The sequence below is a fragment of the Streptomyces sp. So13.3 genome, assembly GCF_005860785.2.
Lineage (GTDB): Bacteria > Actinomycetota > Actinomycetes > Streptomycetales > Streptomycetaceae > Actinacidiphila > Actinacidiphila fildesensis.
Window position 1 is genome coordinate 3,294,493 of sequence record NZ_CP048835.1, and the last position, 26,968, is coordinate 3,321,460.

General features: G+C 71.1%; 25 protein-coding genes. 17 read left to right on the forward strand and 8 right to left on the reverse strand.

All coding sequences use genetic code 11. The features are described 5' to 3' along the window. Positions 1–4: 4 nt before the first annotated feature. The 3 genes from C8250_RS14935 (at position 5) to C8250_RS14945 (ending at position 4,559) form a co-directional block, all read left to right on the forward strand. On the forward strand, positions 5–895 hold the full coding sequence (locus tag C8250_RS14935; RefSeq protein ID WP_138353771.1) for a carbohydrate ABC transporter permease: 891 nt from the start codon (positions 5–7) through the stop codon (positions 893–895). Positions 896–1,003: 108 nt separating this feature from the next. Then, complete coding sequence (locus C8250_RS14940; protein WP_244809147.1) at positions 1,004–2,677, forward strand: glycoside hydrolase family 13 protein; 1,674 nt, start codon at positions 1,004–1,006, stop codon at positions 2,675–2,677. Positions 2,678–2,795: 118 nt separating this feature from the next. Beyond that, positions 2,796–4,559, forward strand: coding sequence for an NAD+ synthase (locus C8250_RS14945; protein WP_138353773.1), 1,764 nt, complete (start codon positions 2,796–2,798; stop codon positions 4,557–4,559). Positions 4,560–4,570: 11 nt separating this feature from the next. On the opposite strand, the gene C8250_RS14950 is transcribed toward C8250_RS14945, so the two are convergent. The 3 genes from C8250_RS14950 to C8250_RS14960 all read right to left on the reverse strand — a co-directional run bounded on the left by C8250_RS14950 (position 4,571) and on the right by C8250_RS14960 (position 7,925). Next, positions 4,571–5,587 carry an endonuclease/exonuclease/phosphatase family protein gene (locus C8250_RS14950; RefSeq protein WP_138353774.1) on the reverse strand — a complete coding sequence of 339 codons (1,017 nt, stop codon included), beginning with the start codon at positions 5,585–5,587 and terminating at the stop codon, positions 4,571–4,573. 146 nt (positions 5,588–5,733) lie between these two features. Further along, the gene (locus C8250_RS14955; protein WP_138353775.1) at positions 5,734–6,336 is read right to left on the reverse strand and encodes a TetR/AcrR family transcriptional regulator C-terminal ligand-binding domain-containing protein; all 603 of its coding nucleotides are present in this window, start codon (positions 6,334–6,336) and stop codon (positions 5,734–5,736) included. After that, on the reverse strand, positions 6,333–7,925 hold the full coding sequence (locus C8250_RS14960; RefSeq protein WP_138353776.1) for an MFS transporter: 1,593 nt from the start codon (positions 7,923–7,925) through the stop codon (positions 6,333–6,335). Before C8250_RS14960 ends, C8250_RS14955 begins: the two co-directional genes overlap by 4 nt. A gap of 160 nt (positions 7,926–8,085) precedes the next feature. On the opposite strand from C8250_RS14960, the gene panB reads away from it, so the two are divergent. The 6 genes from panB to C8250_RS14990 all read left to right on the forward strand — a co-directional run bounded on the left by panB (position 8,086) and on the right by C8250_RS14990 (position 13,025). Then, positions 8,086–8,949, forward strand: coding sequence for a 3-methyl-2-oxobutanoate hydroxymethyltransferase (gene panB / locus C8250_RS14965; protein WP_138353777.1), 864 nt, complete (start codon positions 8,086–8,088; stop codon positions 8,947–8,949). Positions 8,950–9,075: 126 nt separating this feature from the next. Next, positions 9,076–9,627, forward strand: a complete 552-nt coding sequence (locus C8250_RS14970) for a hypothetical protein (RefSeq protein ID WP_138353778.1) — start codon at positions 9,076–9,078, stop codon at positions 9,625–9,627. Positions 9,628–9,686: 59 nt separating this feature from the next. Next, positions 9,687–10,220, forward strand: a complete 534-nt coding sequence (locus tag C8250_RS14975; protein ID WP_138353779.1) for a sigma-70 family RNA polymerase sigma factor — start codon at positions 9,687–9,689, stop codon at positions 10,218–10,220. After that, positions 10,217–11,011, forward strand: a complete 795-nt coding sequence (locus C8250_RS14980) for a zf-HC2 domain-containing protein (RefSeq protein ID WP_138353780.1) — start codon at positions 10,217–10,219, stop codon at positions 11,009–11,011. Before C8250_RS14975 ends, C8250_RS14980 begins: the two co-directional genes overlap by 4 nt. 119 nt (positions 11,012–11,130) lie before the next feature. Further along, positions 11,131–12,198: an ATP-binding cassette domain-containing protein gene (locus C8250_RS14985; RefSeq protein ID WP_138353781.1), complete on the forward strand. Its 1,068-nt coding sequence runs from the start codon at positions 11,131–11,133 to the stop codon at positions 12,196–12,198. Beyond that, on the forward strand, positions 12,195–13,025 hold the full coding sequence (locus tag C8250_RS14990) for an ABC transporter permease (protein ID WP_138353782.1): 831 nt from the start codon (positions 12,195–12,197) through the stop codon (positions 13,023–13,025). Before C8250_RS14985 ends, C8250_RS14990 begins: the two co-directional genes overlap by 4 nt. 49 nt (positions 13,026–13,074) lie before the next feature. Here C8250_RS14990 and C8250_RS14995 read toward each other — a convergent pair whose 3' ends face one another. Next, entirely contained in the window at positions 13,075–16,434 is a 3,360-nt protein-coding gene (locus C8250_RS14995) for a BTAD domain-containing putative transcriptional regulator (RefSeq protein WP_138353783.1), read from the reverse strand. Positions 16,435–16,502: 68 nt separating this feature from the next. Between C8250_RS14995 and C8250_RS15000 the strand changes: the two genes are divergently transcribed. Next, the gene (locus C8250_RS15000; protein ID WP_138353784.1) at positions 16,503–17,276 is read left to right on the forward strand and encodes a site-2 protease family protein; all 774 of its coding nucleotides are present in this window, start codon (positions 16,503–16,505) and stop codon (positions 17,274–17,276) included. On the opposite strand, the gene C8250_RS15005 is transcribed toward C8250_RS15000, so the two are convergent. Both C8250_RS15005 and npdG read right to left on the reverse strand, forming a co-directional pair. Beyond that, complete coding sequence (locus C8250_RS15005) at positions 17,243–17,449, reverse strand: hypothetical protein (protein ID WP_138353785.1); 207 nt, start codon at positions 17,447–17,449, stop codon at positions 17,243–17,245. The genes C8250_RS15000 and C8250_RS15005 overlap by 34 nt on opposite strands. Positions 17,450–17,541: 92 nt before the next feature. Beyond that, the gene (npdG, locus tag C8250_RS15010) at positions 17,542–18,282 is read right to left on the reverse strand and encodes an NADPH-dependent F420 reductase (RefSeq protein WP_138353786.1); all 741 of its coding nucleotides are present in this window, start codon (positions 18,280–18,282) and stop codon (positions 17,542–17,544) included. Between the two features lie 98 nt (positions 18,283–18,380). On the opposite strand from npdG, the gene C8250_RS15015 reads away from it, so the two are divergent. Both C8250_RS15015 and C8250_RS15020 read left to right on the forward strand, forming a co-directional pair. After that, positions 18,381–19,028, forward strand: a complete 648-nt coding sequence (locus C8250_RS15015; RefSeq protein ID WP_138353787.1) for a hypothetical protein — start codon at positions 18,381–18,383, stop codon at positions 19,026–19,028. A 199-nt stretch (positions 19,029–19,227) separates the two neighbouring features. Then, positions 19,228–20,544, forward strand: coding sequence for an MFS transporter (locus C8250_RS15020; RefSeq protein WP_187145287.1), 1,317 nt, complete (start codon positions 19,228–19,230; stop codon positions 20,542–20,544). 38 nt (positions 20,545–20,582) lie between these two features. On the opposite strand, the gene C8250_RS15025 is transcribed toward C8250_RS15020, so the two are convergent. Next, positions 20,583–20,831, reverse strand: coding sequence for a hypothetical protein (locus C8250_RS15025; RefSeq protein ID WP_138353788.1), 249 nt, complete (start codon positions 20,829–20,831; stop codon positions 20,583–20,585). Positions 20,832–20,898: 67 nt separating this feature from the next. Between C8250_RS15025 and map the strand changes: the two genes are divergently transcribed. The 5 genes from map to C8250_RS15050 all read left to right on the forward strand — a co-directional run bounded on the left by map (position 20,899) and on the right by C8250_RS15050 (position 26,217). Then, positions 20,899–21,756 carry a type I methionyl aminopeptidase gene (gene map / locus C8250_RS15030; RefSeq protein ID WP_138353789.1) on the forward strand — a complete coding sequence of 286 codons (858 nt, stop codon included), beginning with the start codon at positions 20,899–20,901 and terminating at the stop codon, positions 21,754–21,756. A 168-nt stretch (positions 21,757–21,924) separates the two neighbouring features. Beyond that, positions 21,925–23,055, forward strand: a complete 1,131-nt coding sequence (efeO, locus tag C8250_RS15035; protein ID WP_138353790.1) for an iron uptake system protein EfeO — start codon at positions 21,925–21,927, stop codon at positions 23,053–23,055. A gap of 11 nt (positions 23,056–23,066) precedes the next feature. After that, complete coding sequence (efeB, locus tag C8250_RS15040) at positions 23,067–24,389, forward strand: iron uptake transporter deferrochelatase/peroxidase subunit (protein WP_138353791.1); 1,323 nt, start codon at positions 23,067–23,069, stop codon at positions 24,387–24,389. Between the two features lie 6 nt (positions 24,390–24,395). Continuing rightward, the gene (efeU, locus tag C8250_RS15045) at positions 24,396–25,358 is read left to right on the forward strand and encodes an iron uptake transporter permease EfeU (RefSeq protein ID WP_138353792.1); all 963 of its coding nucleotides are present in this window, start codon (positions 24,396–24,398) and stop codon (positions 25,356–25,358) included. Then, on the forward strand, positions 25,240–26,217 hold the full coding sequence (locus C8250_RS15050) for a hypothetical protein (protein WP_138353793.1): 978 nt from the start codon (positions 25,240–25,242) through the stop codon (positions 26,215–26,217). The genes efeU and C8250_RS15050 overlap by 119 nt, the downstream gene beginning before the upstream one ends. A gap of 39 nt (positions 26,218–26,256) precedes the next feature. Here C8250_RS15050 and C8250_RS15055 read toward each other — a convergent pair whose 3' ends face one another. Next, on the reverse strand, positions 26,257–26,967 hold the full coding sequence (locus tag C8250_RS15055) for a bifunctional DNA primase/polymerase (protein WP_138353794.1): 711 nt from the start codon (positions 26,965–26,967) through the stop codon (positions 26,257–26,259). Position 26,968 lies beyond the last annotated feature (1 nt).

The window sequence follows — 26,968 nt, forward strand, 5'->3', positions numbered from 1 at the left end:
GGACATGGCAGCGAACCAACCGCAGCAGCGCACCCTGATATCCGCGGCCGCGCTGAACAGGCCCCGCGGGAAACTCATCTACTGGACCGTTCTCTCGCTGACCGTCGTGGTCTTCACCCTGGTCTTCCTGGGGCCGCTCTACTGGATGGTCTCCGGCGGCTTCAAATCCGCGCAGGAAGTGCTCCAGAATCCGCCGACCCTCTTCCCCAAGGACCCGAAGCCGGGCACCTACAAGACGGCGTGGAGCCAGCTGAAGATCGCCCGGCTGCTGTTCAACACGATGTACTACGCCTTCGGCGCGCTCGCCTTCCAGCTGGTCTTCGACGTGGCCGCGGCCTACGCGATCTCCAAGCTGCGGCCGGTGCTGGGGAATCTGATCCTCGGCATGATGCTGGCCACGCTGATGATCCCGGCCGCCGTGCTGATCGTGCCGCAGTACCTGACCGTGCTCGACCTGCCGCTGCTGCACATCAATCTGATCGGCACCCCCTGGGCGATCTGGCTGCCCACCGTGGCCAACGGGTTCAACATCTTCCTGCTGAAGCGGTTCTTCGACTCGATCCCCGAGGACCTGATGTCCGCGGCGGCGATCGACGGGGCGAGTCCGCTGCGGACCCTGTGGTCGATCGTGCTGCCGATGTCCAGACCGATCCTCGGCGTGGTGTCCATCTTCGCGGTGGTCAACGTGTGGAAGGACTTCCTCTGGCCGATGCTGGTGCAGCCCGACACGGACAAGCAGCCGATCAACATCGGGATCAACTCCCTGTCGCAGGGCGTGCCGCAGAACGTCCTCATCGCCGCGCTGGCCATCTCCGCCCTGCCGACGATCGCCATCTTCCTGCTCTTCCAGCGCAACATCATGTCCGGTCTGACCGCGGGCAGCCTCAAGGGCTGACCAGCGCTTCGCCAGGACTGAACCCCTCAGAACTCCGCCGCCGGTCCCCTGCCCCATCCCCGCTGAATGGCCGGCGGCGGGGTCCCTCCTGCCCGAAAGGACGTCTCCGTGGCAGACACCCGCCCGCCCGTCTCCGACCACCACCCCGCTGCGGGCGACTGGTGGCGCAACGCGGTCATTTACCAGGTGTACCCGCGTAGTTTCGCCGACGGCAACGGCGACGGGATCGGAGACCTCGCCGGTGTCCGGGCCAAGCTGCCGTACCTCGGCGAGCTGGGCGTGGACGCCCTCTGGTTCAACCCCTGGTACCCCTCCCCCATGTTCGACGGCGGCTACGACGTCGCCGACTACCGGGACATCGACCCGGTGTTCGGCACCCTGGCCGAGGCCGAGAAGCTGATCTCCGAGGCACTGGACCTGGGGATCCGCAGCATCATCGACATCGTCCCCAACCATGTCTCGTCCGCCCACCCGTGGTTCCGCGAGGCGCTGGCGGCCGGTCCCGGCAGTCCGGCCAGGGAACGCTTCTGGTTCCGGCCCGGGCGCGGCGAGCACGGCGAACTGCCGCCCAACAACTGGCCGTCCCAGTTCGGCGGGGTGCCCTGGACGCGGACCGTGAACGACGACGGAACGCCCGGCGACTGGTACCTGCACCTGTTCGACAGCCAGCAGCCGGACCTGAACTGGGAGCACCCGGACGTGCGGCGCGAGCACGAGGACGTGCTGCGCTTCTGGTTCGACCGGGGCGCGGCGGGAGTGCGCATCGACTCCGCGAGCCTGCCCGTGAAGGACCCGGCCCTGCCGGACCTGACCGAGGACCGGGACGGCCCGCACCCCTACGACGACCGCGACGAGCTGCACGACATCTACCGCTCCTGGCGCCGGATCGCCGACTCCTATCCCGGCAGCCGCGCGCTGATCGGTGAGGTGTGGATGCCCGACGCGGAGCGGTTCGCGCGGTATCTGCGGCACGACGAGATGCACACCGCCTTCAACTTCGACTTCATGTCGTGCCCCTGGGACGCGGCGCTGCTCCGCGCGTCCATCGACACGACGCTCGCCGCGCACGAGCCGGTGGGCGCGCCCGTCACCTGGGTGCTGTCCAACCACGACGTGACCCGCACGGTGACCCGTTACGGCCGTTCCGACACCGGCTTCGACTTCGCGACCAAGGCCCACGGCACCCCGACCGACCTGGTGCTCGGTACCCGCAGGGCGCGCGCCGCCGCGCTGCTGACGCTGGCGCTGCCCGGCTCGGTCTACCTCTACCAGGGCGAGGAACTGGGGCTTCCCGAGGTCGAGGACATCCCGGCCGAGCGGCTGCAGGACCCGATGTACCTGCGTTCCGGCGGCACCGTGCCGGGGCGGGACGGCTGCCGCGTCCCGATGCCGTGGTCGGGGAAGGAGCCGCCGTTCGGCTTCAGCCCCGACGGCGCGGCGCGGCCGCCGTGGCTGCCGCAGCCCGCCGACTGGGCGGACCGGACGGCCGGGGCACAGACCGGTGACGCCGCCTCGATGCTGGAGCTCTACCGCTTCGCGCTGCGGCTCCGGGCGACCGAGCCCGGTCTGGGGGACGGGCCGATCCGCTGGCTGGAGAGTGCTCCCGGAGTGCTGGCGTTCCGCCGGACGGACGCTTTCACCTGTGTCGTCAACCTCTCGGACCAGGCCGTCGCGCTACCGCCGGACACCGCCGTGCTGCTGGCCAGCGGCCCGCTCACCGGCGATCTGCTGCCGTCGGACACGGCCGTCTGGCTGCGGACCCAGGACGGATCCGGCGCCTGACGGGACCCGGCGGGCCCCTGCGGGACACGGGTGCGGGACGTGTCGGGCCGACGCGATGTGCTGGCGGACACGCCGTCCGGCCAGGACATCGCGTCGGTGTGACGATTACAGTGGAGGGGTGCCTCAACTTCGCCTCGCCTTGAATCAGATCGACTCCTGCGTCGGTGACATCGCCGGGAACGCCGAGTCGATCGTGCACTGGACCCGGCATGCGGCAGAGCGTGGAGCCCACCTGGTGGCGTTCCCCGAAATGGTGCTGACCGGATACCCCGTGGAGGACCTCGCGCTGCGGTCGTCCTTCGTCGAGGCCAGCCGGTCCGCGCTGGCCGGGCTCGCCGGCCGGCTGGCCGCCGAGGGCTTCGGGGAACTGCCCGTGATCGTCGGCTATCTGGACCGCAGCGAGAAGGCCCAGCCGCGCTACGGGCAGCCCGCCGGGGCTCCGCGCAACGCGGCGGCGGTGCTGTACCGCGGCGGGATCGCGCTGCGCTTCGCCAAGCACCACCTTCCCAACTACGGCGTCTTCGACGAGTTCCGCTACTTCGTCCCCGGTGACACCCTCCCGGTGATCCGGGTGCACGGTGTGGACGTCGCGCTCGCCATCTGCGAGGACCTGTGGCAGGACGGCGGCCGGGTGCCCGCCACCCGCGCCGCAGGCGCCGGGCTGCTGGTGTCGGTCAACGCCTCGCCGTACGAGCGGGACAAGGACGACACCCGTCTTGAGCTGGTGCGCAAGCGCGCCCAGGAGGCCGGCTGTACCCTCGCCTATCTGGCGATGACCGGCGGCCAGGACGAGCTGGTCTTCGACGGGGACTCGATCGTCGTCTCGGCGACCGGCGAAGTGATCACCCGTGCCCCGCAGTTCGAGGAGGGCTGCGTGCTGGTCGACCTGGAGCTGCCCGCCGCGGGCGCGGTGCCGTCCGGTGTCCTGGACGACGGCCTGGAGATCGAGCACGTCACCCTCTCCACCGAGCCGGTCGCGCGCTACGAGCCGGAGGTGGCCGGCGGCTACGCCGAACGGCTGACCGACGACGAGGAGGTCTACACGGCCCTCGTCACGGGCCTGCGCGCGTACGTCACGAAGAACGGCTTCCGGTCGGTGCTGATCGGGCTGTCCGGCGGTATCGACTCCGCGCTGGTGGCCGCCATCGCCTGCGACGCGATCGGGCCCGCCAACGTCTACGGCGTCGCGATGCCGTCCCGGTACTCGTCGGAGCACTCGATCGGTGACGCCGAGGAACTGGCCCGCCGCACCGGGCTGAACCTCAGGACCGTCCCCATCGCGCCGATGTTCGACGCGTACATGGCGGCGCTGGGGCTCACCGGCCTCGCCGAGGAGAACCTGCAGTCCCGGCTGCGCGGCACCACGTTGATGGCCATCTCCAACCAGGAGGGCCACATCGTGCTCGCGCCGGGCAACAAGAGCGAGCTGGCCGTCGGCTACTCGACCCTCTACGGCGACTCGGTCGGCGCGTACGGGCCCATCAAGGACGTCTACAAGACGACGGTCTTCCAGCTCGCCCGCTGGCGGAACGCGTCGGCCGCGGCGAAGGGCGGGACCCCGCCGATCCCCGAGAACTCGATCAGCAAGCCGCCCAGCGCCGAACTGCGCCCGGGCCAGGTCGACACCGATTCACTGCCCGACTACGACGTGCTCGACCGGGTGCTGGAGCTCTACGTCGACCGGGACCAGGGCCGGGACGCGATCATCGCCGCGGGCTTCGACCCGGAGCTGGTGACCCGGATCCTGAAGTTGACCGATACGGCCGAGTACAAGCGCCGCCAGTACCCGCCGGGCACCAAGATCTCGGCCAAGGGCTTCGGCAAGGACCGGCGGCTGCCGATCACTTCGCGGTGGCGCGAGACCGGCCGCGCGGAGAACTGACCTTCCCCGGCTCAGATCTGCAGACGGGCGGCGACCGGCAGGTGGTCGCTGCCCGTCTTCTTCAACGTCCAGGACCGCATCGGCTCGATGCCCTTGACCATGATCTGGTCGATCCTGGCCATCGGGAAGTCGGCGGGCCAGCTGAAGCCGAAGCCGTTGCCCGCCGCGCCCTGCGTGGAGCGCATCTGTGAGGTGACGGACGCCAGCGAGCGGTCGTTCATGGTGCCGTTGAGGTCACCGAGCAGCACGACCTTGGTCAGCGGCTCCTGCACGATGGACTGCCCGAGCGCGTCGGCCGCGCTGTCGCGCTGCCCGGCGGTGAAGCCCGCGTTGAACTTCACGCGCACCGACGGCATGTGCGCGACGTAGACGGCGATCTGGCCCTGCGGGGTGGAGACCGCGGCCCGCATCGCCCGCGTCCAGCCGAGCCTGATGTCGACCGCGCGCACGCCCTGGATCGGGTACTTGCTCCACAGCCCGACGGTGCCCTGCACCGAGTGGTAGGGGTAGGCGCCGGCCAGCGCCGCCCGGTACGTGGAGACCTGACCGGCCGCCAGCTCCTCCAGCGCGACGAGGTCGGCGCCCGCGGCGATGACGTCCTTCGCGGTGCCGGTCGGGTCGGGGTTGTCGGCGTTCACGTTGTGCGTGAGCACCGTCAGGTTGCCGCCGGACTCCTCGTTGTCGGTGAGCAGTCCGCCGAAGAGGTTGAACCACACCAGGACCGGCAGCAGTACGGCGATCAGCGCCGTCGCCGAGCGGCGCACCAGTGCCACCACCACCAGCACCGGAAGGGCCAGGCCCAGCCAGGGCAGGAACGTCTCCAACAGGCTGCCGAGGTTGCCGATCCGGTTCGGCACGTCGGAGTGGAAGGACAACAGCAGTGCCAGGATCAGCGCGAGAGCGGCGGTGATGATGCCTCTGCGCCACATACCGTCGCGCTGCCAGCCGAAGCGCCGTCGCGCTCCTGAGGCCGAACGGTTCGGCTCGGGGCCGTCCGTGGTCGCGTCGGTCATGTGCGCCTGGGTCATATGGGGGGTCCTCACTGCCTTGCCGATTGCCATGCCGACCCTAAGGGATCGACATAAGAACCGACGGGCCGGAAGGGGCGGCGGGTTCCACCGGAACCCGCCGCCCCTTCCCCTGTGACAAGACGCGTACATATCGGTCAACGCGGTCAACGCGGGCGCGCGCCCTCCAGGACCGTATCGACGATCAGCTCCGAGAGACCGTCCTCCAGCGACGCGCCCGGCCGCATCATGGCCCGGCTCAGCATCGGGCCGGCGAAGATGTCGCCGAGCAGTTCCAGGTCGAGTCCCGCACGGATCTCGCCGGTTCGCACCCCGCGCTCCAGCACCGCGAGCATGGCGTCGCGCCGGGTGACGATCACGGTGTCGTGGTACTGCTTCCACAACTCGGGGACCTGCTGGAACTGCAGGAGGATGTTGCGCATCACGGCCGAGGAGCGCTTGGCCAGACCGCGCCGCCGGATGGCGTCGATCATGGTGACCAGGTCGTCCCGTACCGAGGTGCCCGCCAGTTCGGGCGTCGGCTCGTCGATCGAGTTCAGTACGTCCATCAACAGCGCGTTCTTGCCCGGCCAACGCCGGTAGACGGTGGCCTTGCCGACCCCGGCGTCACGGGCGATGCCCTCGATGGACAGCTCGCCGATCGTGACGCCCTCCTCCAGCAGCCGGAGCACCGTCTCGGTGATCGCGCTGTCGGCGGCGGCGCTGCGCGGGCGGCCGCGCGGTACGGCGTCGGTACCGGCGTCGCTCATCGCTCCGCTCCGACCGCCTCCGGAGCCCGCTCTCCGCCTTGCTCGGGCACGGCGTCCTTGCGCGGCAGGAAGGCCAGCACCACGAGGGTGCCGACGACCGCGACGGACGCGGACCCGATCGCGGTGATGTGCATGGCGTGGATGAAGGCGTTGTTGGCGGGCTGGACGAGGGCCTTGCCCGCGGGCCCCATGTTCTCCGCGACGCCGAGCGTCGCCTGGATGGACTCACCGGCCGCGTGCCGGGCGGGCGCCGGGACACCGGAGAGGTGGCTGTCGATGCCGTCCCGGTAGGTGGTGGAGAGCAGCGAGCCGAGGATGGCCACCCCGAGCGCGCCGCCGACCTGCCGGAAGGTGTTGTTGACGGCGGATCCGGAGCCGGCCTTCTCCCGCGGCAGCGACGACATGATCATGACGGTGGCGGGCGGCATGACGTGTGCCATCGCCGTACCCATCAGGAAGAAGATCACTTCCAGGATCCAGATCGGGGTGTCCTGGTCGAGCAGCAGGAAGCCGAGGAACGCGACGGCCGTCAGCCCCAGCCCGGCCGCGCACACCGCACGCGGGCCGAACCGGTCGACGACCAGCCGGGCGCGCGGCGCGAAGATCATCTGGGCGGCGGCCAGCGGCAGCAGCAGCACGCCGGACTCCAGGGCGCTGTAGCCGCGCACGCTCTGCGTGTAGAAGACGACGAAGAACGTCACGCCCATGAGCGCGAAGAAGACCAGGCCGATGGCGGCGACCGACGCCGAGAACTGCCGGTTGCGGAAGTAGTTGACGTCGAAGGCGGGGTGGTCGCTGCGCTTCTCATAGACCACGAAGCCGGCGATCACCACGAGGCCGGCCAGTATCGTCAGCCAGACCTGGGGCCGGGTGAAGTCACCGAGCTGGCCGCCCTTGATGATGCCGTAGATCAGCACGACCAGGCCGACGACGGAGAGCAGCACGCCGACGGGGTCCAGACGGCCCGGGTCGGGGTCCTTCGAGTCGGGCACCAGGATCACCATCGCGACCAGGGCGACGGCCACGATCGGCACGTTGATCAGGAAGACAGAGCCCCACCAGAAGTGCTCCAGCAGCGCACCGCCGGTGATCGGGCCGATCGCGATGGCCAGCCCGACCACACCGGTCCAGATGCCGATGGCCTTGGGCTGCTCGTCGCGCTCGAAGACGTTCATGATGATCGCGAGGGTCGCGGGCATGATGAACGCGCCACCGAAGCCCATCAGCGCACGGAAGGCGATGAGCTGCCCCGACGAGTCGGACACCGCGGAGAGCGCGGAGCCGATGCCGAAGACGAGCATGCCGAAGAGCAGCACCTTCTTGCGGCCCAGCCGGTCACCCAGCAGACCCGCGGTGAACAGCAGCCCGGCGAAGACCAGGGTGTAGGAGTTGATCGCCCACTCGAGCTGGCTCTGGGTCGCCCCGAGGCCGGTGGGGGCGGGCTGGGCGATCGTCTTCATCGCCACATTGAGGATCGAGTTGTCCAGCACCACCACCAGGAGACTGAACAGCAGAACGGTGAGGATCGCCCACCGGCGGCGGTGGATCGCCTCGGGGATGGCTCGGGACTGACTCGAGGGTATGGACATGGCTCCACGCTAGCCCGCATTTCCGATACGGGACCGTCTCGTATCGTAAAGCAGGGGTAAAAACAGGGGGGCTCTTTGCGTAGGCGGCCGCACGTGCCAGCATGGAAGGGATCCGGGGACGCCGTCAGGGTGCCTCGAGATGACTGAAGGAGCCGTTGCAATGACGCAGATTCCGGCTGCCCAGAAGCAATCCGACAGCGTCCGCGCGCTGTACGGGGGCACGGGCACGCGCCGCATCACCGTCCGCGACATCACCGCCGCCAAGGACCGTGGCGAGAAGTGGCCCATGCTCACCGCCTACGACGCGGTGACCGCCTCCGTCTTCGACGAGGCCGGGATCCCGGTGCTGCTGGTCGGCGACTCGATGGGCAACTGTCACCTGGGCTACGACACCACCGTCCCGGTCACCATGGACCAGATGACGATGCTGGCCGCAGCCGTCGTGCGCGGCACCAGCCGTGCCCTGATCGTCGGCGACCTCACGTTCGGCTCCTACCAGGAAGGCCCGGTCCAGGCGCTGCGCAGCGCGACCCGGCTGGTCAAGGAGGCCGGGGTGCAGGCGGTCAAGCTGGAGGGCGGCGAGCGCTCGCTGGCCCAGACCGAGCTGATCGTGCAGTCCGGTATCCCGGTCATGTCGCACCTGGGACTGACCCCGCAGTCCGTCAACGCCATGGGCTACCGGGTCCAGGGCCGCGGCGACGAGGCCGCCCACCAGCTGCTGCGCGACGCCAAGGCGGCGCAGGACGCGGGCGCCTTCGCGGTCGTCCTGGAGCTGGTGCCGGCCGGACTGGCCGCCGAGGTCACCCGGTCGCTGCACATCCCGACCATCGGCATCGGCGCCGGGCCGGAGTGCGACGCCCAGGTGCTGGTGTGGACCGACATGGCGGGCATGACCGGCGACCGCGTGCCGCGCTTCGTCAAGCAGTACGCGCAGCTGCGCTCGGCGCTGGGTGACGCGGCGAAGGCGTTCGCCGAGGACGTGACCGGCGGGGCGTACCCGGCCGAGGAGCACAGCTTCCACTAGCAGGGCGGAGCCGTTCCGGATCCGGACGACTCGTTCGCCGGCGGGTGAGTCGTCCGGGCCCGGGATGCGTACTACAGGGTGAGCGCCGCCAGCGGCGGCGAACCCCGCACAGTACGGGAAGTCATCATGCCTATCACCCTCACCAGCAGAACGGCGGCGGCCGGAGCTTTCGCCGCCGCGGCACTGCTGGCACTCAGCGCATGCGGATCCTCGAATTCCGGCAGCAGTGGCGACACCACCCCGCCTCCCCCGGCCGCGTCCGCGTCGACCAACGCCGGCGCGGGGCTGGCGGCCGCGCAGGACGCCAAGCTCGGCGCGATCGTCACGGACGCGCAGGGCTTCACGCTCTACCGGTTCGACAAGGACAAGGCCGCTCCGCCGACGTCCAACTGCGCCGGACAGTGCGCGGCCATCTGGCCGCCCGTCGCCGCGGTGTCGGACACCGCGGTCAAGGGCGTCGACCAGAACCTCGTGGGCACCGTCACCCGCGCCGACGGCAGCAAGCAGGCCACCCTCGGCGGCTGGCCGCTCTACCGCTACAGCGGTGACGCCAAGGCCGGCGACACGCACGGTCAGGGCGTCGGCGGCACCTGGTTCGCGGTGGCCCCCGACGGCACCAAGGCCGGCGGTGCGGCGCAGACGCCCACACCGTCCGATACCGGGTCGAACGGGTACTGATGCAGAACCACTCATCGCCGACACTCGCGCCGCGGCGCCGGGTACGACAGGATGCCGCCGTGGACGGGGATCCCACCGGGCCGCTCCCGGAAGAGGAATTCATGCGCGCGCTGTACCGCGAACACGCGGGCGCGCTGCTGGGCTTTGTGCTGAACCTGGTGGGTGGTGACCGGTATCTGGCGGAGGACGTCGTCCAGGAGACGCTGCTGCGGGCCTGGAAGAGCGCGGGACGGCTGGATCCGGCGGCTCGCTCGCTGCGGCCCTGGCTGGTGACGGTCGCGCGACGTATCGTGATCGACGGCCATCGCAGCCGGCAGTCCCGTCCGCCCGAAGCGCCGCCGGCCGCGCTCGACCTGCTGCCCGCCGAGGACGAACTCGACCGGTCGCTGCGGCTCATGACGATCTCCGACGCACTCGGCGATCTGACCGAGGCGCACCGGCAGGTGCTGATCGAGACGTATTTCGCGGGTCGTACGGTGACCGAGGCGGCGGACGAGCTGGGCGTACCGCCCGGCACGGTGCGCTCAAGGGTGTTCTACGCCCTGCGGGCGCTCAGGAACGCACTGGAGGAGAGAGGGGTGACCACCTCATGACGGAGTACGCACCCGGACCGGGGGCACCCCCCGACCCGCACCTGGACGTCGGCGCCTACCTCATCGGCGCGCTGGACGACGACGCGATGACGCGCTTCGAGCAGCACCTCGCGGGCTGCGAGGAGTGCGGACGGCAGCTGGACGAGCTGAGCGGACTCGTACCGCTCCTCGGTGAGCTGCGGCAGAGCGGCGGCGTACCGGAGCCCGTGCGGGAGTGGCCGTCCGGCGCGACGTCCGCGCGACCGGCGGGGCAGCCGTTCCCGCAGCCGTTCCCCGATCCCGCCGCGCAGCCCTATGCCCAGCGGACCGTACAGCCGGCCCAGCAGATCGCGACGCACCGTCCCAGGCGGCGGCCCGGCCGCGGCCGGCGGCTGGTGCTCGCGCTGGCGGCCTGCGGAGTGCTGGCCCTCGGCGGCTCGGCCGTCGCGGTCCTCGTCACCCAGCAGGACAGCGGGGCGCCGCCGGCGGCCGCCGCGCAATTCACGGCGGGCGACCCGGCGACCGGGGCCAGTGCCACGGTCGGCGTCACCGGCAAGAAGTGGGGCACCCAGGTCGATCTCAAGCTGTCCGGTGTCAACGGCCCGCTGACCTGCAGTCTGGTGGCCGTGGGCCGGGACGGCAGCCGGCAGACCGTCGCCACCTGGTCGGTTCCGTCGGCCGGGTACGGCACCACCGCGCAGCCGGAACCGCTCACCGTCCAGGGTGCGGCAGGCCTCTCCCCCGCCGACATCACCGGCTTCGACGTCGTCACCTCCACCGGGCAGCACCTGGTCTCCGTTCCGACCGCGTGACGGCCGGCGGTCGCCGGCCGATCACCGTGTCATCGCCGTGTGATCGTCGTGTCAGCCCGGTGGGGGCGGTGTCGGTGGCGTGTCGGTCCGCTGTCAGCGGGGCCCGCCATTGTTGACGCATGACGACGCGACAGAGTGACAAGTTGGGCGCCGCCGTCGAGGTACGGGGGCTGGTCAAGCACTATGGCGAGACGAAGGCCCTGGACGGTGTCGACCTCGACGTTCGGCAGGGCACCGTGCTCGGTGTGCTGGGACCGAACGGGGCCGGGAAGACGACGCTGGTACGGGTGCTGTCCACCCTGATCCAGCCGGACGCGGGCAGTGCCCGGGTCGCCGGGTACGACGTACTCAAGCAGCCGCGGCAGCTGCGCCGGGTGATCGGTCTGACCGGGCAGTACGCCTCGGTGGACGAGAAGCTCTCCGGCTGGGAGAACCTCTACATGATCGGGCGGCTGCTCGATCTGTCCCGCAAGGACGCGCGGTCCCGCGCCGACGGGCTGCTGGAGCGGTTCTCGCTCACCGAGGCGTCCAAGCGGCCGGCGAGCGGGTACTCCGGCGGTATGCGGCGCCGGCTGGACCTGGCGGCCTCCATGATCGGCAATCCGTCGGTGCTCTATCTGGACGAGCCGACGACGGGCCTGGACCCGCGCACCCGCAACGAGGTGTGGGCCGAGGTCAAGCGGATGGTCGCCGAGGGCGCGACGGTCCTGCTGACCACGCAGTACATGGAGGAGGCCGAGCAGCTCGCCGACGAGCTGACGGTCATCGACCGCGGCCGGGTGATCGCCAACGGCCGGGTGGACGAGCTCAAGGCCAAGGTCGGCGGGCGGACCCTGCAGATCCGGCCGATCGACACGGTGACGCTGCCCGCGATGTCGGCGGCGCTCGCGGACGCGGGGCTGGACGGGGTGGCCGGCTCCACCGTCGACCGCGAGGAGGGCGTGCTCAATGTGCCGATCCTCAGCGACGAGCAGCTGACCGCGGTGGTCGGGTTGCTGGGCACCCGCGGTTTCGGCATCGCCGGGATAGGGACCCATCTCCCCAGCCTGGACGAGGTGTTCCTCTCCATCACCGGCCAGAAGCCGGACCAGGACGGGCAGCCCGGCAGCGCCGGGCAGTCCGTTTCCGGCGAGCAGTCCGGGTCCGCCACCGAGAAGTCCGACGCAGAACAGGGGGTAGCGGCATGAGCGCCGCAGTCATCACCACCACCGCGCCCGCCAAGGCGCAGTCCCATGAGGGCCGGATAGGGTTCCGGGCCAATCTGCGGCACATCGGGGCGCTCGCGCGCCGCAACATGCTGCAGATCAAGGAAGACCCGGAGTCGATGTTCGACGCCGTGCTGATGCCGATCATCTTCACGCTGCTGTTCGTCTTCGTCTTCGGCGGCGCGATCTCCGGCAAGGGCCATCAGCAGGACTACGTGAACTACGTGATCCCCGGCCTGATGGCGATGATGGGCATGAACATCTCGATGGCCGTCGGCACCGGCGTCAACCAGGACTTCAGCACCGGTGTGATGGACCGCTTCCGCACCATGCCGATCGCCCGCTCCTCGGTGCTGATCGCCAAGATCATCGTGGAGATCGGCCGGATGCTGGTCGCCACCACGATTCTGCTGGTCATGGGATTCATCCTGGGCCTGTCGATCTCGACGTCCGTGTTCCATCTGCTGGCCGCGGTCGCGCTCTCGATGGTCTTCGGAGCCTCACTCATGTGGATCTTCATCCTGCTCGGGCTGACGATGAAGACCGCGCAGGCCGTACAGGGGGTGGCCATGCTCGTCCTGATGCCGCTGCAGTTCGGATCGTCGATCTTCGCACCGACGACGACGATGCCGGGCTGGCTGCAGAGCTTCACCGATGTCAATCCGCTGTCCAACCTGGCGGACTCCGCCCGGAACCTGATGAACGGCGGGCCCGTCGCCCACTCGGTCCTCGTCACCCTGGCCTGGTCGGTCGGCATCACGCTGGTGACGGCGCCGCTGGCCGTCCGGAAGTTCCGCAACAAGACCTGACCGGCACCCGCCGGCCCGGTCAGGACCGGCCTCCGTGTCAGTCCCCGTGTCAGTCCCCGTCACGCATCAGGGCGATGGTCTCCAGAGCGGAGAGGCCATCGCCCTCCGCGTATGCCGTCTCGTACGCGGCGTCGCCGATCAGCGCCCGCAGATCCCGCTGGCCCTCCGCCAGTTCCAGCTTCTCCAGCGGGGAGGGGACGGTGGGCCGCAGCCGGTCGTGCGCGCCGAGCATGGTGGCGGCCCGGGCCGCCATCGCCTCCTTGACCTGCGGTGTGGGTGCGGCGGACGCCTGGGCGACCAGGATCGTCACCGCCACCGGAATCAGCAGCATGCCGATCCGCGGGGCGATGACCTCGGTCAGCACGCTGCTGCTCAGCTCGTCGAGCCCCTGCCGCAGGAGCACCATGCCCCCTTCGGGGTCGCCGCTGCGGCAGGTCAGCCAGCCCTTGATCCCGCGCAGCATTCCCTGGACGAACATCGGGACGCCGGTCGGCGGGACGGCCAGCATCCGGTCGACGAGGGCATGGCCCTCGTCGAGTTCGCCCCGGCGGGCGAGCAGCGCGCAGAGCAGGACCCGTCCGTAGAAGGCGGAGCCGCCCGCGACGGGACCGAGCTCGTCGGCGTCCTCGATCGCCCCCCGGAGCATCGCCTCGCCCGCCTCGACGTCCCCGATGTTGATGATCATGTCGGCGAGCCGCACCTTGAGGAGCGGCACCTGCTGATACGAACCCAGCTCCCGGGCCAGCCCGATCGCCTCACGGCAGCACTCGGCCGAGCGCTCCCACTGACCCCCGTTCGCGGTCGCCTCGGCCTCGGCGGCGAGCGCCTCGGCCATCCCCCAGCGGTCGCCGACCTGCCGGAAGAGCTCCCGGCTCTCCCGTACGTCGGCCATCGACTGTTCGAGCTTCTCGGACACGTCGTTGAGCATCTTGGCGCGGATCTGCAGCGCGAACGCCAGCTCCCAGGGCCCGCCGAACTCCCGGCAACTCCGCACCAGGTTGTCCGCCAGCTCCGGCAGCCGCTCGAAGTCCCCGGACAGGAAGGCCGCGAAGGGGCTCATCAGTCCCGGCCGCCGGGCCGTCTGCGGCAGATGCGGCGGATAGGCCTCGATGATCGCCCGGCCGGCCCTGGCCACGTCGGGCTCGCCCCAGCGGTTCTCCATGTCCGCGTCGTTGGCGACGAGTTGCATCATCCGCACCCAGCGCCGTGCCTCGTCGAGCTGCGCCGGGCCCATCGGCGGCGGCGTCTCCAGCGGGCCGTGCTCCACCGGTTCCAGCAGGGGCGGTTCGTCGAAGGGGTCGGGTCCCAGCGCCGACACCGCGGCCGGCCAGGTCAGCTGCTCGGTGTGGTAGTTGCGCATCTCCCAGAACCAGCCGCAGCACAGCACGAGTTGCAGTGCCTCCTGCTCGTCGCCCAGCTCGACGGCACGGCGGAGCGCGACCCGCAGGTTCTCGTGCTCGCGCTCCACCCGTGCCAGCCAGAGCAGTTGGTCGGCGCCGCGCAGCTTGGGGTCGGTGGTGCGGATGTACTCGCGGAAGCAGCGGAGATGGCGGCGCTCGACCGCCGCGCGCTCACCCGACTCGTCGAGCCGCTCGGCCGCGTACTCGCCGATGGTCTCCAGCATCCGGTAGCGGGCGCCGTCGTCGGTGAGGTCGGCGAGGACCAGCGACTTGTCGACGAGCGAACCGAGCAGGGCCGCGGCGTCGGCGGCGTCGATCCCGTCACCGGAGCACACCTCCTCGACGGCCTCCAGCGTCCAGCCGCCCGCGAAGACCGCCAGCCGGCGCAGCAGGGTCCGTTCCGCCGGGTCCAGCAGGTCCCAGCTCCAGTCGACGACCGCGCGCAGCGTCTGCTGGCGCGGCAGTACGGTCCTGCTGCCGCCGGTGAGGAGCCGGAACCGGTCGTCGAGCCGGTTGGCGAGCTGGCGCGGGGTGAGGCTGCGCAGCCGGGCGGCGGCCAGTTCGATGGCGAGCGGCAGCCCGTCGAGCCGGCGGCACAGTTCGACGCACGCGACCGGATCGTCCTCCACCGTGAACCCGGGCCGGGCGGCGGCGCCGCGGTCGGCGAGCAGCCGCAGCGCGAACGGGTCCGGCAGCGGGTCCAGCGGCCTGACCCGTTCACCGGGGACGCCCAGCGGTTCGCGGCTGGTGGCGAGGATGGTGACGTCCGGGCAGTGCGCGAGGAGCTGTTCCGCGAGGGCGGCCGCCGCGCCGATGACGTGTTCGCAGTTGTCGAGCACCAGCAGCAGGCTGCGGCTCACGCAGTACTCCGCGAGCATCCTGGCCGGGTCCTTGGTCTTGCCCTCCGCCTGCAGCGCCTGCTCCGTCGCGCTGGTCGGGTGCAGCAGCGTCTCGCGCAGACCGAGCGAGGTGAGCACCGCCTCGGGCACCGTCCGCGCATCGCTGACCGGTGCGAGTTCCGCGTACCAGACGCCGTCGGGCCAGCGGTCGCGGAGCAGGTCGCCCGTCTCCTGCGACAGCCGGGTCTTGCCGGTCCCGCCGGGGCCGGTGAGGGTGACCAGCCGGGCCGCGGCCAGGTCCTCGCGGATCGACACGAGGTCGGCCGCCCGGCCGACGAAGCTGGTGAGCCGGGCGCGGGCGTTGCCGGAGCGGCGGGCGACGGGCGCGGACGGCGGCTCGGGAGCGGGCTCGGCACCGGCGGTGAACGGCGGTTCCTGAGCACCGTCCGGCGCCGGGTTCAGCAGTTCGGTGTGCAGCGCGCGCAGTTCGGCGCTCGGGTCGGTGCCCAGCTCGTCGGCCAGGTCGCGGCGGACGTCCTCGTACGCGGTGAGCGCGTCGGCGGTGCGGCCCGCATCGCGCAACGCCCGGATGTGCAGGGCGCGGAGCGATTCGTTGAGCGGATGGGCGGCGGCGAGCCCGGCGAGTTCGGGCAGCTGCTGTGCCGCGCGGCCGAGCGCGAGCCCCGCGGTGAGGCGCAGCCGGACCGCCTCCAGCCGCAGTTCCTCGCAGCGCACCGCGAGCGTGTCCCGGTCGGGCAGATCGGCGAACGCCGCTCCCCGCCACAGCGCGAGGGCGTCCTCCAGCAGATCGGAGGCCTTCACCGGGTCGCCGTCGGCCAGCGCCCGGCCGCCCTCGTCCACCAGCCGCTCGAAGCGGTGCGCGTCGACCGCCTCGGGGGCGGCGCACAGCCGGTACCCGCCGTCGGCGGAACCGATGGCGTCATGGCCGATGGCCCGGCGCAGCCGCGCGACCAGCGCCTGGAGCGCGCCGGACGCGTTCGCCGGCGGATCGTCGGCCCACAGTTCGTCGATCAGGGCCTCCGCGGTTATCAGCCGCCCGGGGCGCAGGGCCAGCGCGGTCAGCAGCGCGCGCAGGCGCAGCCCCGCGAGCGGGACGGGGGTTCCGTCGTCGCGGAATGCCTGAGTGGTGCCGAGGATCGCGTAACGCACGCCCCCATCTTGCCCTCAATCACGGGACAGGCTTGTAAATTACGGCCGCCCGGCGACATGATCCCCGTATGAGCAGCACAGATACCCGCAGTGACCACCGGGTCAGCCCGATCTTCCTGGGGATCGCGGCGGTCATGGCCGTATCGGGCTGGGCGGTGTGGTCCGGCTTCTCGTCGAGCCCCGGCTTCGCCGTCTTCCTCTTCGTGGTCTCCGGGTGGGTCGTCTCGCTGTGCCTGCACGAGTACGCCCACGCCCGCACGGCGCTGCACAGCGGGGACATCACGATAGGTGCCAAGGGCTATCTGACCCTCAACCCGCTGAAGTACACCCACGCGCTGCTCAGCATCGTGCTGCCGGTGCTCTTCGTGATCATGGGCGGGATCGGGCTGCCCGGCGGCGCGGTCTTCATCGAGCGGGGCCGGATCCAGGGGCGCTGGAAGCACAGTCTGATCTCGGCGGCCGGGCCGCTGATGAACGTGCTCTTCGCGATCGTCCTGATGCTGCCGTTCGCCTTCGGCGCGACGGACTCCTGGCCGGTCGGCTTCCTGGCGGCGTTCGCGTTCCTGGCGATGCTCCAGGTGACGGCGGCGGTGCTGAACCTGCTGCCGGTACCCGGGCTCGACGGCTACGGGATCATCGAGCCGTGGCTGTCGTACAACTTCCGCCGGCAGGTGGAGCCGTTCGCGCAGTTCGGTCTGCTGGCGGTCTTCGGGTGTCTGTGGATCCCCGAGGTGAACGTGGCGTTCTTCGACTTCGTCTACACCGTGATGGGCTGGTTCGACGTCCCGGAGGGCGCGACCAGGTACGGCTACACGCTCTTCAGGTTCTGGGTCTCCGACTGAGCGGCCCTGGCGTCGGCCTTCGCCTTGCGCACGTAGTACCAGCACATGTTGCTGGACAGGCCGGCCAGCAGGACCCAGACGATGCCGGTCCAGCTGCCGTTCGCGAAGGAGACGACGGCCGCGGCGACCGTGAGCAGGAACACGGCGAGGGCGTAGACGGCAAGGCGGGGCATGGGGAGGAGCTCCTGTCCGGAAACCGGTGACATACGGTCCTGACGATTGTCCCCCACACCCCGCCGTGCCCCGCGACCCGCCCGTCGCGCCCCTACACGTCGGTGACGCGCAGCCCGGCGTGGGCCTTGTAGCGGCGGTTCACCGAGATCAGGTTGGCGACCAGCGACTCGACCTGGTGCGCGTTGCGCAGCCGGCCCGCGAAGACGCCGCGCATCCCCGGGATGCGGGCGGCCAGCGCCTGGACGACGTCGGTGTCCGCGCGGACCTCGCCCAGCACCATCACATCGGTGTCGATCTCCGCGATCTCCGGGTCGGAGAGCAGTACCGCCGACAGGTGGTGGAAGGCCGCGGTCACCCGGGACTCCGGGAGCAGCGCGGCGGCCTGCTGGGCGGCGCTGCCCTCCTCGGGCTTCAGCGCGTAGGCACCCTGCTTGTCGAAGCCCAGCGGGTTGACGCAGTCGACGACGAGCTTGCCCGCCAGGTCCGCGCGGAGCGACTCCAGGGTCTTGGCGTGCCCGTCCCACGGCACCGCCACGATCACGATGTCGCTACGCCGGGCGCACTCCGCGTTGTCCGCGCCCTCCACACCGAGCCCCAGCTCGTCGGCGGCGGTCTGCGCGCGCTCCGCGTTCCGCGATCCGATGATCACCTTCTGCCCGGCCTTCGCCAGCCGGTACGCGAGCCCGCGGCCCTGGTCGCCGGTGCCGCCGAGGACGCCGACCACCAGGCCGGACACGTCCGGCAGATCCCACGGGTCCTTGACCGGCGCCTTGGCGGGGGCGGGTGCGGGAGCGGTCCCGGGGGCGTTGTTCACATCGTCAGGGGAAGTCATGCGGGCGATCCTGCCACGCCCCGCGAACCGCCACTCGTTACGGGGGAAGTGCGGCGAGCGGACCCGTGCGGTACCGCCGGTCCGGCAGGATGCCCGGCATGGACGCGGTACGGGTGGCGCTGTTGCGGGAAGTACTGGCGGGGACCGAGTGGCTCCAGACCACGCGGTCCTTCGCGGGGTCGCTGCGGGCCTCGGTGCACCGGCGGCCCGGCGGGCTGCTGCTGGTGGGGACCCGGGGTTACGAGCCCTGGCACCTGGCGGCGCACCTGGACGACGAGGCGGCGTGGAGCGGGCTGACCGGGCTGTCCCCGACGCTGGTGCGGTTCCGGATTCCGGCGGGGGCGCCCGCGCATCTGGCCGTGGGACTGCGGCGGCTGGAGGCCGCGCGGCGCGGGGAGACGGTGTTCGTCGTCAGCCCGGAGGCGCCGGGAGCCGCGCTGCTGGAGCGGGTGGCGGACGCCCGCCGGGCCGGCGCGACGGTGCTGGCGATGGACGCCGGGGACCCAGGGCTGCGTGAACTGGCGCACGACGCGCTGACCGTACCGCCGGAAGCGGAGCCGCCGGACGGCACGGCACCCGCGGAAGGGGCCGCACCCGCGCCGATGGGGATGGACCTGCTGCAGCACCTGGTCGCCGCCGCGGCCGGGGAGAACAGCCTGCCCGCCGCCCGCCCCCACGGCTCGTTCCGCGACCGGCTGACCCGGCTGGCCGAACAGCTGACGTCACCGCCGCCGGCCCGCTGGTAGCGGTGACGTCAGCGGTCCTCGAGCACCGCCCGCGAAGATCCGGACCCGGCCCAAAACCATTTGCCCCGCGCGGCCCGGAAGCGGAGCATGCGAACCCGTGAACGACAGCCTTTCCGACCCCGACCCCGACCCCGACGCCGACTCCGGCCCCGGCCCCGGCCCCGATCCCGGCCCCGCACCCGGTCCGCCACCGTCCCGGCTGAGAGCTCTGCTCCCCGACCTGGCCCCGTGGCGCTCCTCCCGCGACTTCCGCCTCATGTGGATGGCCGGGGTCGTGACGGTCTTCGGCAGCTTCCTCACCTTCGTCGCGCTGCCGGTGCAGATCAAGGAGCTGACCGGGTCGGCGGTCGCCGTCGGCGCGATCGGCGCCGTCGAGCTGGTGCCGCTGATCGTGTTCGGGCTCTACGGGGGCGCGCTGGCCGACGCCATGGACCGCCGGAAGCTGATCCTCTACAGCGAGGCCGCGCTCGGCCTGCTGTCCGCACTGCTGCTGGCCAACACCCTGCTGCCGCATCCGATGGTGTGGCCGCTGTACGTGGTGGCGGCGATGTCGAGCGCCCTGACCGGGCTGCAGCGTCCGGCGCTGGACTCGATCGTGCCGCGGATCGTCGCGCACGACCAGTTGTCGGCCGCGGCGTCGCTGAACGCGCTGCGCTGGCAGGTCGGCGCCATCGCGGGACCGTCGCTGGCGGGGGTGCTCATCGCCTTCGCCGGGCTGTCGTGGGCTTACGCGATCGACATCGGGACGTTCGTCGTCTCGGTCGGCCTGGCCATGGGGCTGCGGCCGTCGCCCGCGGCGCACGACGCCGACAAGCCGTCGCTGCGCGGTATCGCGGAGGGCGCGCGCTACGCCTGGAGCCGTAAGGAACTGCTCGGCACGTACGCGATCGACATGGCGGCGATGTTCTTCGCCTTCCCCACCGCGATCTTCCCGTTCCTCGCCGACGACCTGCACGCGCCCTGGGCGCTGGGCCTGATGTACGCGGCCGGGTCGGTCGGTTCGCTGGTGGTCAGCATGACCAGCGGCTGGACGTCGCGGATCCACCGGCACGGCCGGCTGGTGGTGATCTCGGCGATCGGCTGGGGGCTGGCGATGGCGGTCGCCGGGTGGATGGGCAACATCTGGCTGGTCCTGCTGATGCTGGCGGTCGCCGGCGGCTGCGACATGGTCAGTGCCCTCGGCCGGATGACCATGTGGAACCAGACGATCCCGGATGAGCTGCGCGGCCGGCTGGCCGGCATCGAGCTGCTGTCGTACTCGGTCGGGCCGCAGCTCGGCCAGGTCAGGGCCGGTGGCATGGCGGCGCTGACCAGCGCCCGTGCCTCGGTCTGGAGCGGCGGAGTGGCCTGTGTGGCGGCGGTGGGGCTGCTGGCGCTGGCCCTTCCGAAGCTGATGTCGTACGACGCCCGCACCAACGAGCACGCCGTGCGGATGCGGACGGCCCAGGCCGGACCCGCCGCCGCGCCCGCCACGCCCGCCGGGTCGCCGGCGTCCGCGGCGGCCTCAGCGGTCTGAGCCGGGGCCCGGAATCCGGGGCCCGGGACGCGGAGCCGTCAGGGGCCGGACGGGCCGGGCTCGTCGTCCGGGCCCGCCTCCTTGTCGTGCCAGCGGGGGTCCGTCTCCCACTGGAGGTTGCGGTCGGCCGCCGTCTGCATCGCGTGCTCGGCCTCGGCGCGGGTGGCGTAGGGGCCGAACCGGTCCTTGGCCGGGCAGTCGGGCCCTTCCTCGACCTTCTTGTGCTCCAGGCAGTAGAACCATTCGCCCGGCTTGCCGGCCGGCTTCTTCGCCCTGAACAGCGCCATGACTGCCTCCTGATGTACGAGTACCTGCCGCCAGCCTGCCCGATCGCCCGCCGATACACTCGTCGGCATGTCTGGTCAGTCGCTTCTCGTTCCCGGCAAGCTCTCCCCGCCGCGCCCGGTACCGTCCTCGATCCCCCGGCCCGAGTACGTGGGCAAGCCCGCGCCCACTCCGTACACCGGGCCGGAGGTGCAGGACGCCGAAACCGTCGAGAAGATGCGGATCGCGTCGCAGATCGCCGCGCGGGCGATGGTCGAAGCGGCCAAGCACATCGCTCCGGGGGTGACCACGGACGAGCTGGACCGCGTCGCGCACGAGTACATGTGCGACCACCGCGCCTACCCCTCGGACCTCGGCTACCGGGGCTTCCCGAAGTCGCTGTGCGCGTCGATCAACGAGGTCATCTGCCACGGCATCCCGGACTCGACCGAGCTGCGCGACGGCGACATCGTGAACCTGGACGTGACGGCGTTCATCCATGGGGTGCACGGCGACACGAACGCCACGTACCTGTGCGGTGACGTCGACGAGGAGTCGCGGCTGCTGGTCGAGCGCACCGAGGAGTCGCTGAACCGGGCGATCAAGGCGGTCAAGCCCGGCCGGGCGATCAATGTGATCGGGCGGGTCATCGAGTCGTACGCCAAGCGCTTCGGCTACGGGGTGGTCCGGGACTTCACCGGGCACGGCATCAACACGTCGTTCCACTCCGGGCTGATCGTGCCGCACTACGACGCCCCGCACGCCACCACCGTGATCAAGCCGGGCATGACGTTCACCATCGAGCCGATGCTCACGCTGGGCACCCACGACTACGAGATCTGGGAGGACGGCTGGACGGTGGTCACCAAGGACCGCAAGCGCACCGCCCAGTTCGAACACACCCTGGTCGTCACCGAAACCGGCGCAGAGGTGCTCACGCTGCCATGACGGGAGCGGGGGCGCGCCGCGACGCGCCCCCGCATGCGACCGGTGAGACCCGAATCACTGGACTTCATGCGACCCCGCGGGTACTACAAAGGCAAGGCTCAGATAAGTTAGGGCAGCCTCACCGGCCAGAACCCATCTCGAGCGTCCTTGAACAGCCTGGAGCCCCGTATGTCCGCAGCCCGTCTCTCCGTCGTCACCGCCGTCGCGGTCGTCGCCGCGCTCGCCGCTGTCAGCGGGTGCTCCGAGAAGACGGACGCCAAGGCGTCCGACGCGATCCAGGTCACCGCGACCGACGACTCCTGCAAGGTCTCGAAGACCAGCTTCCCGGCCGGGCACGTGAAGTTCGCGTTCGAGAACAAGGGCTCCAAGGTCAACGAGCTGTACGTCTACGCCCCGGGCGACAAGATCGTGACCGAGCGGGAGAACATCGGCCCCGGCACCAAGGCCGACATCTCCGCCGAGCTCAAGGCCGGCGACTACGAGGTCACCTGCAAGCCCGGGATGAAGGGCGACGGCCTGCGCACCAAGGTCAGTGTCACCGGCGCCGGCGCGCCGAAGAAGAACGACCCGCGGCTGGACACGGCCGTCGCCGAGTACCGCAAGTGGGCGCAGAGCGAGGCCGACGCCACGATCCCGAAGGTCAAGGTCTTCACCGACGCGGTCATCAAGGGCGACATCGAGGGCGCCAAGGCGGCCTTCGCCCCGTCCCGTACCGGCTGGGAGTCCACCGAGCCGATAGCCGAGTCCTTCGGTGACATCGACCCGAAGACGGACACCCGCGAGGACGGCCTGGAGCCCGGCCAGAAGTGGACCGGCTGGCACAAGCTCGAGAAGTCGCTGTGGGCCACCAAGGCGATCTCCGCGGAGGACAAGACGCTCGCCGCGCAGCTCCTCACCGACCTCACCGGCTGGCAGAAGCGGGTCGGCACGGCGGAGATCACCCCGACCAGCATGGCCAACGGCGCCAAGGAGCTGCTGGACGAGGTCGCCACCGGGAAGATCACCGGTGAGGAGGACCGCTACAGCCACACCGACCTCTCGGACTTCAAGGGCAACGTCGACGGCGCGCAGAAGGCGTACGAGCTGCTCAAGCCGGTCGCCTCGCAGAACAACCCCGAGCTGGCCAAGGAACTGGACAAGCAGTTCACCGCGATCAACACGCTGCTCGCCAAGTACCGCACCGGCGACACGTTCGTCTCGTACGACACCGTGAACGCGGCCCAGCGCAAGGAGCTCTCGGACGGCGTCAACGCGCTGGCCGAGCCGCTCTCCAAGCTCGCCGCGGCCGTCGCGAAGTAACGGAGTCCTCCATGTCTGACGAGAACACCACCGAAGCGGCCGCCCCCCAGCAGGACGGGGCGGACCGGGACACCACGGCGGAACGGGCCAGGGGCCCGGTCTCCCGGCGGGCCGTCATCGGCTGGACCGGCGCCGGCATCGCGCTCGGCGCGGCCGCCGCGGGTGGTGCCGCGGCGGCGGTGCGCACCGGCAATGACGTGCAGCCGGCCGGCTCCGCGGGCAATGTCATCGCGTTCCACGGCACGAACCAGGCCGGTATCACCACCCCGGTCCAGGACCGGCTGCACTTCGCGGCCTTCGACGTGAAGACCGACGACCGCGCCGAACTCGTCGCGCTGCTGAAGGAGTGGACGGCGGCGGCCGCCGCGATGACGGCCGGCAAGCCGGTCGGCGCGGGCGCCGTCGGCGGTCTGCCCGAGGCCCCGCCGGACGACACCGGCGAGGCGCTCGGCCTGCCGTCCTCCCGGCTGACCATCACCGTGGGCTTCGGCCCGACGCTGTTCGAGAAGGACGGCAAGGACCGCTTCGGCCTCAAGGCGCAGCGTCCCACCGCGCTCGTCGACCTGCCGGCGTTCCCGCACGACAACCTGGACGCGACCCGCAGCGGCGGCGACATCTGCGTCCAGGCGTGCGCGGACGACCCGCAGGTGGCCGTGCACGCGATCCGCAGCCTGGCGCGCATCGGCTTCGGCAAGGTCGCCGTGCGCTGGTCGCAGCTGGGCTTCGGCAAGACGTCCTCGACGACACCGGACGAGCAGACCCCGCGCAACCTGATGGGGTTCAAGGACGGTACGCACAACGTCGCGGGCAGCGACCGGGCCACCCAGGACGAGCATGTGTGGGCGGCCGCGAAGGACGGCGCCGCCTGGATGACCGGCGGCTCCTACCTCGTCGCCCGGCGCATCCGGATGCACATAGAGACCTGGGACCGCACTCCGCTCAAGGAGCAGGAGGACATCTTCGGGCGGAACAAGGGCGAGGGCGCGCCGGCCGGCAAGCAGCGCGAGCACGACACCCCGAACCTCAAGGCGATGCTGCCGACCGCGCACGTCCGCCTGGCGCACCCGGACAGCAACTCCGGGGTGACGATCCTGCGCCGCGGCTACTCCTTCACCGACGGCACGGACGGTCTGGGCCGGCTCGACGCCGGGCTGTTCTTCCTGGCCTACCAGCGCGATGTGCGCTCGGGTTTCATCCCGGTGCAGAAACGGCTGGCTGCGACCGACGCCCTCAACGAGTACATCCAGCACGTCGGTTCCGCGCACTTCGCCTGCCCGCCCGGCGTCCGCGACAGCGCCGACTGGTGGGGCCGCGGCCTCTTCGAAGGGAAGTGACCGGCGGTGATCGGCAACTATCTGATCGGGCTGCGCGAAGGGCTCGAAGCCAGCCTGGTCGTCTGCATCCTGATCGCGTACCTGGTGAAGTCCGGGCGCAGGGACACACTGCTGCCGATGTGGGCCGGTGTGGCCGTGGCCATCGTCATCAGTGCCGCCTTCGGCGCGCTGCTGCAGTTCGGCTCCTCGTCGCTGGACTTCAAGGCGCAGGAGGCGCTGGGCGGTTCGCTGTCGATCCTCTCCGTCTGCCTGGTCACCTGGATGGTCTTCTGGATGCGGCGCACCGCGCGGCATCTCAAGCGCGAGCTGCACGGCAAGCTGGACGCCGCGCTCGCCATGGGGACCACCGCGATCGTCGCGACCGCGCTGCTGGCGGTCGGCCGCGAGGGCCTGGAGACCGCGCTGTTCGTCTGGGCCGCGGTGCAGGCCGCCGGTTCCGAGGACGGGTCGACGCAGCCGCTGATCGGCGTCGCGCTGGGCCTGGCCACCGCGGTGGTGCTCGGTTGGCTCTTCTACCGCGGCGCGCTGAGGATCAACCTGGCGAAGTTCTTCACCTGGACCGGCGCCATGCTGGTCGTGGTCGCGGCGGGCGTGCTCGCCTACGGCGTGCACGATCTGCAGGAGGCCGACTGGCTGCCCGGCCTCGGCTCGGTGGCCTTCGACATCAGCTCCACTATCCCCCAGGACAGCTGGTACGGCACCCTGTTGAAGGGCGTCCTCAACTTCCAGCCGGATCCGACCGTCGTCCAGGTCACGGTGTGGGCGCTGTATCTCGTACCGACGATGGCCTTCTTCCTCGCCCCCGGTAGGGTTGCGCCGACCGCAGCAGCCCCGAAGGAGCCGACGCCCAATGACCCGCCGCAGGTTGTCCCTGACAGCCGCAGTTCTGCTGCTCGTGCTGATGCCGGTGACGGGGTGCGTGACCGTGCACGGGGAGCAGGCGCTCGTACCGGCGGTGACGAAGGCTGAGGCCGCCAAGGCCCTCGCCCGTTTCACCCAGCTCAACAACGACGCCAAGCGGAGCTACGATCCGGCGACGCTGGCGAAGGCGGAGACCGGCGCGCTCGGCGCGATGGACAACGCGGGTCTGACGGCGCGGCACACCAACCACCCGGAGGGCAATCCGGCGGCGGTGCCGCTCAAGCTCACCGACGCGCGCTACCTGATACCGAAGCAGCGCGGCTGGCCCAAGTGGTTCGCCGCCGACGCCGTCAGCAGTGCCGGCAACGGCGCCCACTGGCTGCTGCTCTTCCAGCGCTCCGCCGTGAGCGACCCGTGGAAGGCCTCGTACCTGGCGGTGGTCGCCGCCGACCGGATGCCGAAGTTCGTGCTGGACCAGGACGGCTACGCCGAGCCGGTGCCGCTGGACGGCTCGGGGCTGCTGGTCGAGCCCGGCCGGCTCAGCGCCGCGTACACCTCGTATCTGCAGACCGGCACCGCGGCGACGCTGGCCTTCGCCGACGGCACCCAGACCTCGCAGGTGCGCCAGCAGCGCCGCAAGGGCGCGGGCACCTCGGCCGCGGTCACCGAGTACGCCGACCAGCCGGTGGGCGCGGGCGAGTTCCCCCCGGTGGGGCTGCGGACCACGGACGGCGGGGCGCTGGTGTTCTTCGCCTCCCGCCACCAGTCGCGGCTGACCACGCCGGGCAAGCCGTTGAAGGTCGACGACCCGGACACCAAGGCGCTGATGACCGGCACCCCGAAGAACTCGGTCACGCTGATCCGGGTGGCGGAACAGGCCGTCACGGTCCCGCCGGCGAACGACGCCCAGGGGAAGGTCGTCTTCCTGAGCCGTCTGCTGGGTCTGGTCTCCGCCAAGGGCGAGTGAACCGGTGGCCGGGTCCCGCGCGGAGCCGGCCTCGGGCGGTCAGAGCCGCCAGCCCACCGTTTCGGGGACGTACTCCACCTGGGCGCAGGAGTCCATGAGGACCTCCAGGAGCGGCAGCGGGTCGGGCAGCGGGCGGTCGGGACCGCGGCCGGGCAGCCAGGTCACGGCGCCGCCGGTGGGCAGCTTGGCGGGCGGCAGCAGGACGTAACTGCCGCGGCAGTGCCAGCGCAGACCGGGGTGTTCGTCGACGGTCTCGGGATGGCAGTCCAGCTCGCAGGGCCACCACTCGTCCTCGTCGACGGGGGTACCGCGGGTGGCGGTGAAGAACAGCAGGCGGTCGTCCCCGTAGGCGGCGACCGGACCGGCGTCCCCGCCCTCGGCCGCGAGCCGGTCCAGCGCGATGCCGCCCGCGTCGGCCGGCACGTCCAGGACGTCATGGCTGGCGCCGGTGGCGGAGATGAAGTTCGCGAGCGGCTGGGTGCGCAGCCAGTGGTCGATCTTCTGCGGATCCGTGGTGGCCTGGGTGTGCCAGGCGAACGAGACCGGGTGCATGCCCGGGGTGGGACAGCCCACGCGGTCGCACGAACAGCCGTATCCGGAGGGGTGCGCGGCCGGTGCGACGGGGAAGCCTGCGGCGGCCGCGGCCTTGATCAGATCCTCGCGGGCCAGGGCGGGAGCAGATCCGGGATCGGTGTCCGAGCCTGCCGATCGGCGGCGCAGCCACTCGGACAACCTGCTCTTGCCTGCCATC